The sequence below is a fragment of the Spirosoma liriopis genome, assembly GCF_023196085.1.
In the GTDB taxonomy this organism is placed as follows: Bacteria; Bacteroidota; Bacteroidia; order Cytophagales; family Spirosomataceae; genus Spirosoma; species Spirosoma oryzicola.
Genome location: NZ_JALPRF010000012.1, coordinates 87,418 through 98,356 on the forward strand (window position 1 = coordinate 87,418; position 10,939 = coordinate 98,356).

The following is a 10,939-nucleotide window of genomic DNA, read 5'->3' on the forward strand; positions in this document are numbered from 1 at the left end:
AAACTGCCGTATATAACAATAGAAACACGTATCCTGCTTGAGTTTATTTATCTAAAGTAAATATCAGCGTTTGCTTATCTTAATGAAGCTAGGTTATAACACAAGCTTACATCTTCCTATCCTGCTTACGAGCATTACGAGTTATACGTATTCATCATTTAATGCTCCTGCAATCTCGATAGCCTATTGCACTGTGGCTTGGCTTCCAAACAGTTGCTTTTCCACCAAGATAAATGCATCGTTAACCTACTTATAAATGAACTCGAACATTGACACGTCAATGACTTCGTTAGGACTGGTCCGGCTCCGTTTTGTTTCGTCAAATTTCGCATAAAGAGCCATTTGCCGAATCATTTTATAAAATTGTTGACCATCTTTCTGCCAATCACTTGCCGCTTGCCTAGATTGAGTGTCTTTTCGGCTACGTATTAACAAAGCAAGGAACAGAGTAAAAAGTATAATGTATACCTCTATATTATACCTTCGCCGCTCCTATTCACTCTTTAAACAGAGCTTTGTAAGGCGTTCATTATAGAACGTGAACAGCAATTACTCGAACTTAATTACATTCACTTTATCAATGCAACCCGCGCAAAAGTTGAAGATCAACCCGTCGGCCTGACCGCTATATTGCTGCACCGCCTTATCAATGAATTTGTCTCGCAAGTCGGTATATTGCTGACGGCCTAATGAATTAAGGCCGAGTTCCTCGCTACTAATAACCCCCACTAAATTATACTTTCGGACAGGCAGGGCGTCAACGAAAAGATAGAATCCACCTTTTTTGGTTGCCTGACAGGTGGCATCACTGATTGGGGGGGATTGGCTAGTATTTGCTGGAGGTTGTGATACCAGCTGCTTTTGCGCTTTTAAGTCTTGTACGGTCTGTTCAAGCTGATCAATTTTTTGCTGTTGGTTCTTATCTGAACAACCAAAAACTAAAAACAAAGGGTAGATGATAAATAATAATTTCATGAGGTGGACTAAGAAAACTGGTTATTAACTTACATTCCTTTCAATTGCCTTAGGCTATCAATTTGCCTTTCTTCCTGGTCTAGCTGCATTTCAAAGTCAAGTGGCCAAGCCGCTTGCGCTCTTTCCCTGATCTTAAAAAACTCTTGTTCCGATACATCGGAGGGTCTTCCTTGCTGCAATTTTTTGTAGGCGTTTTTATGTCGTTTAATATGGTCTATCTGCATCTCGTAGTCGTCAGTCCACAGCTTTTGTGCTTCCGATTTAATGATAGCATCAATCTCGTCAAATTCTTTATCCGCTTTCTGACTGTGAGTTTCACTGCGTTTATTCGGGTTATTACCCCTATCTACGTTTTGTTTCGGGTCTCTATCATCGATCACATTCTGATCGGTATCGCTTGAAAGTTTCTTTAGATAGTCGACTTCGTTTATGTATGAGCTGGCCGATTCAGGTATTATATTTAAGTATTTGCCAACTTCTTCGATAAATTGTAGTACATCTGAAGGATCAGTTGCTTTGAGAGCATTGATATTCTTTAGTGGACCTTCTAACAAGGATATTCCTGCCGGGTCACATATTAAGGGGAGGAGTTTAGCCTTAGTCGCCCATCTCGCTCCGAGTTCAAATAGGACGAATGTTAATTTGACACTACGGCTGGTTATTAAGCCGATAAATATTTTTGAGGTTTCTATCTCTTGTCTTAACTGTTCTTCCGTAGACGCCCCAACGGGTAATTTATATCCAGGTAAACTTGTACACCGAATTACGGAGGGGCTAATATTGGTAGCTTTCCTAATCAAATTCACTACCGCCTCTGCAATTTTTACGTCCTCGTTACTATGACTTATGAAAACTTCCATTTCAAGTTTTTCAATATTGTTTAAGCTTGTTAAAACTCACAAGCAAGGATTACAAAGCTGCCTACAAGCAAGTTGACTAAATGCAATTGGGATAACAAATCTGCATGGGTCGTTCCTGGTTTGTAAGCTCTACTCATTATGGCCAAATCAGATTAGCGATTATCAGCTAACAACTGTTTCAGATTTGCGTATTCTTCACGCTAGGCTGATAGCCCTAAAACACTTCTGTCCTGCTGATTAGTGGATACACGGTAATGAGCGATAGTAATTTTCATATTGCCAAAAGTTTTTTATCTTAGTTTGTTTCCTTAACAGGAAGAAGTCTTTCTATTTCAAGACTTTGCAGATAAATTTTCAATCTAAAACTATCTATTATTATGCCTCTCAAGCCAGGCCCAAAACCCAACAAACCAGACGGTACACCTGACAAAAGACGACGGGTTACTCCAGAGACTCAACCGAAACACCCCGGTTTGAAGCCCCACAAGCATACACCAGGTGATTAATAAGGATCACATTAATAATCTGCTTAAAATACTTTGTATGTAAAACACTCATATGACTTAGAGAAGTATGAAAGCATTCTACAAAGCTGCTTTCATACTTCAGTTTAAACAAGGTTACAAGGTAACCGGCTTTTCATAGGCTAAAAGAGATTTAGTCAATGCCTCGCTGTGAAGGAAGATATCGTTTATGGTAGCTATTTCGTGTCGTTGTTCAGCGCGGTTTTCATCAAAAACAGTAATTGCTTTTTTACTGCCATTCAGATGTAGTCGGCAGATTGGTTTACGATTGTTGTTATCAAGAAGAATAGCAAAATAGGACTGTGCATCGCGGTGGACTATTCTATTAGCATCAATCACGCTTCGAAGAATAGCTCTAACAATGTAAAAGCCTTCTAACTCCTCTTGCGTTGTAACAATGTTTGGCTCTTTCTTTTCATCAACATTAGGGACAAGGGGGGGATCTGCTGCAACAGGTTGTGGGGCTGGCATTTCTTCCTGTCCTAAAGCTGTCTTTAGGCGGTCTGTAATCTGGTCAGAAAACGTGTGTTGGAAAGACTTGCGTACTAAGTTAGTGAAGTACTCCATCATTTTTGCTGTAAGAGTCCCTCCATACACCTGGCGAGCAAAGTGCCGTACCAAAGCATCTGATGGATGCGTCAATTCTTGTTGAATAAGGACTTTTAGCTCACCCGTGTATTTCAGTTCGCTGGCTGTCGAGATAATAGTCTCAACGTCAAAATAAGACTTGTGAAATTTCTTGAGTTCCTCTACCTGATTATCACGTAGATCAAGCATATTGATTTCCAGGAATGGCTTTTCATCCATTTTATTTGGCTCCTGCAAATCCGTGTAGAATCGATAAACGACCCCATTCGTCAAAACGCCAAAGCGAGCTTTGGTTACGTGGAAATAGCGTAGTAGCTGGTTATCATGCAGGGTAAGTGCCTGTTTCCAGTGTTTGCACTCGATGAGAATACAGGGCTCAGCGGGACCGCCATTGGGTTTTTCTTTCAGCACGGCATAATCGACCTTCTCGCCCTTTTTCGTGCCAATATCACTGATGAATTCAGGTACTACTTCAAATGGGTTAAATACATCATACCCAAGCGTTTGTAGAAAGGGTAAAATGAGTGCTGTTTTTGTCGCTTCTTCGGTTTGGATTGATTCTTTCAAACGAGCAACCCGTTCGCCATGCTGTTTAATTTGATCTTTGAAATCCATTTTATGGAAAAGGTTTAGAGTCTAATTTAAAGTGTAGTTTTAACTTACATTACTTGTTTGCTGGACAACACTTAGCATAGTTTTCTATTCGTCTTTCTCTAGTATGACCTAGTTTATCTGTTTCGCTGTAAAGAAGCGTGCAAGTGCCAGGATCGCAGAATTCACTATTATCTACTCGAGTCCATTTAATTACTAAAGCTGCTGGTTTTCTATCGCCCCCATCCCCCGGAGGCTGGGGGGCTTGCGGACATTCTATTTTATACTGAACATTAGCTGTGTCTCCGTTTTGAACAGCAAAGAATGTGAGAGTGCTACCAACAGGTTGGTCTTTAGGGATTATAAAAACATTATTACTTTCACCTGAACTTAATCCTTTGGCAATAAAAGTGATTGGACTTTCATTGCCACCAGTAGTAGTCAATGTTATCAACCTTTTTTGGCAATCGGAGGCAGCTTCTAAATTAAGAGATGTATGGTTAATACATGTAGTGGTAAAGGAGTTGCTAACTCGATTTCCATTTTGAATGGCAAAAACTGAAAGAACTTTACCATTTCGAAAGGCATTAGGAATAATAAACTCATTGTTGCTCTTAACCATATTTATTCCTTCTACCTTGTATGTTATTTGATCTCCATTACCACCCGTTGATGTTAACGAAAGTACACCTGTCTGACAGTCCCAACTTTTTACTTCTACTGTTGTTATTGAAGGTTGTGGCCAAAAAGCCCAAATAAGACAACATAGTAATAAAAGCATTCCTACTATCAGAGCCGGTTTGAACCATTTTGAATATCTAGACGGAGGCTTTGATACTTCAAATAACTCTTTTTTACATTCAGGGCAAATAAACTCCTGTGCTCCATCCACTTGTATAACGTCGCCTGAATTAGCATTGGGGCAGTTATAATCTGTATTTGTACAAATACCGTATCTAATCATTATTTTTTTGATTTACAGGCTCGTTAGTACTAGTTGTCTCTTTGTAGTTCATTAATTAAATTAAGAGCGGAATCTTTAAATATCTTATAATCAGTTTCACTAGCTTCTTCTTTTAGTTTCATTATAATATTCTTAATTTGCTCGGATAATTCTTCTTTACGGATTTTGTGTTTATAATTAACTAAACGTTCTTGTTGAACGGCTGTATAAAGTTGATTTATGTCTCTGTCCGTTAATACCTTCCATGAGTTACTTAAACTCTTGTCCATAAAGAACACAGGGTCCTCATCTCCAAACATATCAATTTTAACTAGTGCTAGTTTTTTATATCCTTCTTCGGTTTCTTTTTCCTTTACAAGCCCCATAGCGTGTGCCAGTAAAAGATTTGAAACTGCACTGATACGCTTCTTATAAATCATATCCGCTAATTCCTGCTGAGTAGGTGCAAATAGATTGGGCAAACCTATACAATCATCTTGAATGTGTAATAACATCTTAGCTTTAATAGCATCATGTTTTTGGAGACGCATATTATATTTGTCACGTAGGCGTTCGGTCTGTGTCAAATAACGAAGCGGAAATAAACTAGTAACAGTCATAAGTGTTATACGGTATTCGCTTGTATCTGCTTCTAAGAATTTGAGTTCGATTTGTGAGCTTTTATTAAACTCAAATGCTTCTTTCAAATCTCCTATGAAGGTACTATAGTTCGTAGTTGAATTTTTAGGTAGAATGACAAAAAGTGTTCGTTTTGCTGCTCCAGTTGATAGCCCTTCTCCTGATTTACTAATCTCATTTTGATTGAAAAGCACGTAGCAACCAGCATATTTCATTAGCTGCCCTGCTAAATTGCGAAGGGCTTGCTTATTGCCTTCATAATGTCGCTGTAATTTTTCAATCACATTCATGCCGAGTAATCGCTCTTGATTAGCTAAGTCTTTTTCCAAAGCCATAGCGTTTTCCTGGCAAACTTTTTCAAGTTCTGTCGCGAATGCATTTTTCTGTAAGCGATGATTAAAATCAACAAAGTTCAATCGATCATTCCCGAGCACCTTTGTCAATGCTTCCCGAACTTTAGCTGTTTGAGGACCTTGAACTTTTTGGTCTCGATTGAAGCGACGAACAATAGCCTTTACTCGGCTTGATTCATAAAAGGGAACTAGTTGCTGTTTGAACACATCTACACTATCAGATGAGGTTTCTGAGGTCCATTCTTGATCATTACAGCGTGACAAAATATTTTGCTCAAAGATATTTATTACGTCATTAACTGTCCCGCTAGCAGTAATAATCTCATGGTTTAATAAGTCAAGTTGCTCTAAAATTTCTGGTACAAATTCTCGAGCGAATTTAAGGCCATCTATTTCCGTACGAATGCGGTACTCATCTTGAATAGCTAATACTTGGGCTTCAAAAATTTCATCTCTTTTATTAAGAAGATCTGAAAATATTCCAATCTTAGCCCAATTCTGATCATTCAGGCGGATCAATTCCTTTGCTCTTTCTTCTAATTTTCTAAGTGAATCTATTTTATCTTCTAGACTTCTTAATATATCTGTTCTTATATAATCAATTAATGCGTTTATTTTTCTTCCTAAATCATAAATTGACAAATCGCCATTTCTCCATTCTTCGAAGAATTCTGCTTCGATCTTCCTGCGTATTTCGCGAGCCATGTCGCGTTTATCCTTACGTTTAGCTTCAAAAAATTTAACTACTCCATTAGATTTTCTAAAATCTTCTTCATACTCTTTCAACGCCAATAACTTTAAAGCATCAATCCATTCTTTTTTTACTTTTTGCTTTGCTAAAGGTTTGAAGAAATTAAGTTTATCACGCCAATGAATTTCGAACGATTTCCACCTTCGACTACTGTCGTCAATCAATACCGCTTCCGATAATGTAAGATGCTTCAAGCTGAGATTCCATCCATCGAGTTTATCGACCTGTTGAACAAGGCTATTAAAGTTGATATTTTTCGGACTCTCTACAAAACCTGATACGTCTATCCAATTGTTAAATCGTAGTTGAAGCGCAGCCTGCTTAGCGAAGTTAAACGTCAAGTATTCTCTGATTTCTTGTTCAGGAATGGCGATACGCTTAATACCAAAACTCAAGAACCGTTTGCTGCGCTCTGCTATTTTACTATCAGTGGCCATTTCTGGAGTTGGATCACCATTCTCTCCTGATTCAATTCGATGTAGTTCGGCTGAAATTTGGTTTAGGCCTATTGTTTTTTGATAAATAAAATCAGCAACAATCTCTGGCAATTCAGTTTCTTTATTAACTGTAATTCCATTTTCATTTTGGTTGGTGAATACATAACATCCTGTAAATGGAGTATCTACGCTAAGTTGGCCTTTTTCCCCTGTTACATCAAATGGCCGTAATGCACCTGTACTGAGAGCATTTAGTTCTAATAAAGCAGCATAGCCGTTAGCATGATAAAAGTCTAACTCAGTGTTCCAATTTGTTGTATCTTCTGGTAAGTAGACATATAGTAGTATTGTGTACTCTGTATTATTCGCTGGGTAAGCATTACGAATTTGTGTAACAATATCTATTATAGAGCCACTGCCTGTACCTCCAGCTAGCCCAGCGCAAACATGAAATGTGACATCAGATTCTTTTGTATTACTTTGAAGCTTTCTGACTCTATCGGTTAATGCATTGTTAAATTCTTTTGCATTGCTAGCATAAAGAATTCTGCCCATACGTCGACGTTGCATACCAGCTGTTTTTTGCCCTCTCGCATCATTAATCAGGTCGATCCAATCTTGCTTGTTACCAACAAAGTCTTTTACACCTGGATATCGTTCTATTTCTGCAAACTTAGTTGCAAGATTATCAGATTTTAATTCTAGAAAATTACTTGTTCCCAGAGCAATCGATTCGCCTAATACTTCCCATTCTGTCGACTTACTCATTTCGTCGCCACTGGAATCGATGTATAGATACTCAATGTTGTTCGGAGAATGACTTCGAAACTGTTGATAGACCGTTTTTTTAAAAGCTCTGACGATCTTGCCGCCCGTACCGCCTGAAACAATAAGTAAATGGTTCGCCATGACTAACAAAGTAAATGCGTGAGTATCCTGTTATGAGATAAGGTTAAAAGCTACTTCTAATATCTGTGTATGCAGCATATCCAATCAAGCCAAAAGGAATTAGTTGTACGAGTAAAAAAGCTAGTACCAGTCCAATTCGAGAAAGTGTAACCACACGTGGAGCTTGTTGAACAAGCTGTGTTTTAATATACTCAGCCGCCAAATCTACTGCTCGCTCTTGTGGATATGAGCGATTCAGGGTTGAAGAAAAATACTCTTCAACATCATCTTGGACAATTTTAGCTGGAAGGGTAGGCGAAGTCCAAATAATTTTACTTAAAAATGGATGTTGCTGGCTGAAGTGATGACATGCCCCATCAGCATTAATTTTTGCTGCTATGAATCTTGATTGGCTTTTCGTTATGGGTACACCAGCATCTACATTAGGATATAAAGAAAAGTCTTCTAAGCCGTTTTTTTTTACCTCATCATAAGTCTTACCTAGTGTTTCCTGAGCCCAACCTTGATCTAACTTAATAGCTGCCTGCCAAATAGTAATGCGTACAAGAGTAATTTCCTTGAGAAATGTCAAAGCAGAAAAAGCTAAAACAAAAAAGAAGGTTAAAGTACACGCAAAAGCTGTAAATGTTTTGTGTGTTACTGTAAGTTGAAAACGTTTATTCCATAGCTGCACATAATTTAGACATAACCATGCACATAATGCTGTTATACCAAATGCCGCTACGAGAGTAAGCCCCAACTGTCCGGAAGATAATTTAGCAAGACCACTTGTTACAATGCTAATCAGTTCAGCTAGCCAACTTAGAGGATTTATAAGCAACTTAATCATACGATTATGACTGTTTAATTTAAGTTCTATCAATGCTTTATAATTGGCTTTGTCATTACGCCATTTGATATGCTTTTGAGTTGTATGAAATACATACCTGCGGGCTGGGTATCGATATGAAAAACTTCGGTCTGCGGTGTGCTTGTCGATTGTCGGGTTACCTGTTTGATAATGGTACCGGTGGCGTTCACGATTTGTAGCGTAACCGTTTGTTTTGTCGGCGAACTCCAGTTGACAGACACTTCTCCGGTCGTCGGGTTAGGATAGGCGTTGACCCACATGGGTTCTGCTATGGGCTGCGCACTGAGCGGGGAGATGACCCGTACTGTATACGGAGCTACGGATTCCCCCAAACCGCAGGCCGTGCTCAAACTCGTGATCGCGTACGTAGTCGTTTTAGTTGGATGAACCCACTCTACGTGCAGTGAATCTTTAGGATCATCAATAACAATCGGTTTAGACAGCCAATCGGCTTGCAATGTCCATCGTGCATCACCCGTTAAGCGTATTCGGATCGCTGTACTGTCGCCAGGATAGATGTAACCATCGCCTGATAGGGAAGCCGTTGCTCGTTTGGATACGCGTACCTCAACCCGATTCGTTGGACTCTCGCAGTTGTTGGCATTTTTCTGCGTAACGTAATAGGTTGTTATGTTGGCCTGATTGGTATTGGGTACTACCTGGGTCAACGACGGACCCATGCGCTCCGCGTTCGTATACCAAGTTAAGTTTGAGCCGGTGGCAGATAGGGGAGTCGGTACATCGCCAATACAGAACGCGACGGAAGATGTAACGCTTGGAGCATCTGGTGTTGCAGATACGGTTACAACTATCTGAGCGGCTGGACTGGTACAACTGCCTGCTTTTTGGCTAACTAAGTACGTAAATGCGCCAGGCTGCGAGGTGATCGGTGTAGGGGCCTTGTCAATAGCTGTAACACCCGGCCCCTGCCAGATCAGCCCTGTGTTAGGAGAAGCCGTTAATGGACTTGCCTGGCTCGATTGGCACAGAAGTTGAATGGCCGTGACGGTGGGTGCCGAAGGCGGAGCAACAACCGATACGGAAACTGGTTGACGTACGCTCTCGCAGCCACTGGTGTCGGTTTGGGTTACGTAAAAGGTATAGACTTTCGCGGCTTCCGTGAAGAAGGCGGGTGACGAAGGTGAGCTTGTTCCATCTGTACTTGTCGTGTACCATTTTATGTTCGATCCTGCTGCGGTAAGTGATCGAGGAACGTCGTTGATACAATAACTGATTGATCCAGCGGTGGGTGTCGATGGAGCAGGTCGGATAACAACACTGACCGCTGTTCGTGGACTCTCGCAGGTATTGACCGTTTGGCTGACCGAATAAGACTGAGTGCCAGCAAGCGACGTATTAGGAACAGGCGCACCCGCCAGTCTTCCCGATTGGTTATACCAGGTCAGAGAAAGACCCGTCGCGCTCAACGAGCCAGAACTGCTAAACTGACACAAGAACGTGGTCGCGGCTGTCGGTGCTGCCGGAATGGGATAGATCGTCGCTTTGACGGCCGTTCGGGGACTCTCGCAACCGTTGAGAGTCTGCGAAACGTAAACAATCTGGTCGCCACTGGTCTGGTTGTTGAGCGTCGGGGGCTGGTTCGAGCCGATTCCCCCCGTTGCGGCTGTGTACCAGAGTGCACCGGGGATGGTGGTTGAAAACTGACCGGTAGCCCCCTGGCAAAGCGAAACGCTGCTGACTGCTGGTGCCGACGGCGTGGCTACGACGGAGACGGAGACGGGTTGGCGGGGGCTTTCGCAGCCGTTGACGTCGGTTTGGGAAACGTAAAACGTAAAGACCGTCGCCGTTTGGGTTGAGAAGCTGGGAGAGCCAGCCGAACCAACACCGCCTACTGAGCCCGTATACCACTTCAATGACGATCCCGTTGCACTGAGTGACCCTGGTGTCGTACCGACGCAAAACTGGGCTGGATCGGCTGTTGGGGAAGCCGGAAGTGTCAAAATACGGACGGTAAGCGGTGTACGAGGGCTTTCGCAGCCACTGACCGTCTGGCTGACGGAGAAAGACTGGGTTCCCGCGATCGACGTGTTGGGTGTCGGCGCACCAGTTAGTTGGCCTGACTGACCGTACCAGATCAGCCCAGATCCGGTGGCAGTAAGCGAGCTAGCGGGCGAATTCTGACATAGCGACAGGGACGTTAGCACAGCCGGTGCTGCCGGAATGGGATAGATCGTCGCTTTGACGGCCGTTCGGGGACTCTCGCAACCGTTGAGAGTCTGCGAAACGTAAACAATCTGGTCGCCACTGGTCTGGTTGTTGAGCGTCGGGGGCTGGTTCGAGCCGATTCCCCCCGTTGCGGCTGTGTACCAGAGTGCACCGGGGATGGTGGTTGAAAACTGACCGGTAGCCCCCTGGCAAAGCGAAACGCTGCTGACTGCTGGTGCCGACGGCGTGGCTACGACGGAGACGGAGACGGGTTGGCGGGGGCTTTCGCAGCCGTTGACGTCGGTTTGGGAAACGTAAAACGTAAAGACCGTCGCCGTTTGGGTTGAGAAGCT

General features: G+C 42.1%; 7 protein-coding genes. All 7 read right to left on the reverse strand.

Annotated features, from left to right (window positions below):
* Nucleotides 1–549: 549 nt before the first annotated feature.
* The gene (locus tag M0L20_RS28795; protein WP_248480696.1) at nt 550–975 is read right to left on the reverse strand and encodes a hypothetical protein; all 426 of its coding nucleotides are present in this window, start codon (nt 973–975) and stop codon (nt 550–552) included.
* Nucleotides 976–1,004: 29 nt separating this feature from the next.
* On the reverse strand, nt 1,005–1,835 hold the full coding sequence (locus M0L20_RS28800) for a toll/interleukin-1 receptor domain-containing protein (RefSeq protein WP_248480697.1): 831 nt from the start codon (nt 1,833–1,835) through the stop codon (nt 1,005–1,007).
* 620 nt (nt 1,836–2,455) lie between these two features.
* Nucleotides 2,456–3,562 carry a type I restriction endonuclease gene (locus M0L20_RS28805; protein WP_248480698.1) on the reverse strand — a complete coding sequence of 369 codons (1,107 nt, stop codon included), beginning with the start codon at nt 3,560–3,562 and terminating at the stop codon, nt 2,456–2,458.
* 49 nt (nt 3,563–3,611) lie between these two features.
* On the reverse strand, nt 3,612–4,502 hold the full coding sequence (locus M0L20_RS28810) for a hypothetical protein (protein WP_248480700.1): 891 nt from the start codon (nt 4,500–4,502) through the stop codon (nt 3,612–3,614).
* Nucleotides 4,503–4,531: 29 nt separating this feature from the next.
* The gene (locus M0L20_RS28815) at nt 4,532–7,570 is read right to left on the reverse strand and encodes a tubulin-like doman-containing protein (RefSeq protein ID WP_248480702.1); all 3,039 of its coding nucleotides are present in this window, start codon (nt 7,568–7,570) and stop codon (nt 4,532–4,534) included.
* Nucleotides 7,571–7,613: 43 nt separating this feature from the next.
* Nucleotides 7,614–8,399 carry a hypothetical protein gene (locus tag M0L20_RS28820; RefSeq protein ID WP_248480704.1) on the reverse strand — a complete coding sequence of 262 codons (786 nt, stop codon included), beginning with the start codon at nt 8,397–8,399 and terminating at the stop codon, nt 7,614–7,616.
* 29 nt (nt 8,400–8,428) lie between these two features.
* Nucleotides 8,429–10,939, reverse strand: a 2,511-nt coding sequence (locus M0L20_RS28825) for a T9SS type A sorting domain-containing protein (RefSeq protein ID WP_248480706.1), incomplete at its 5' end; no start/stop codon positions are given.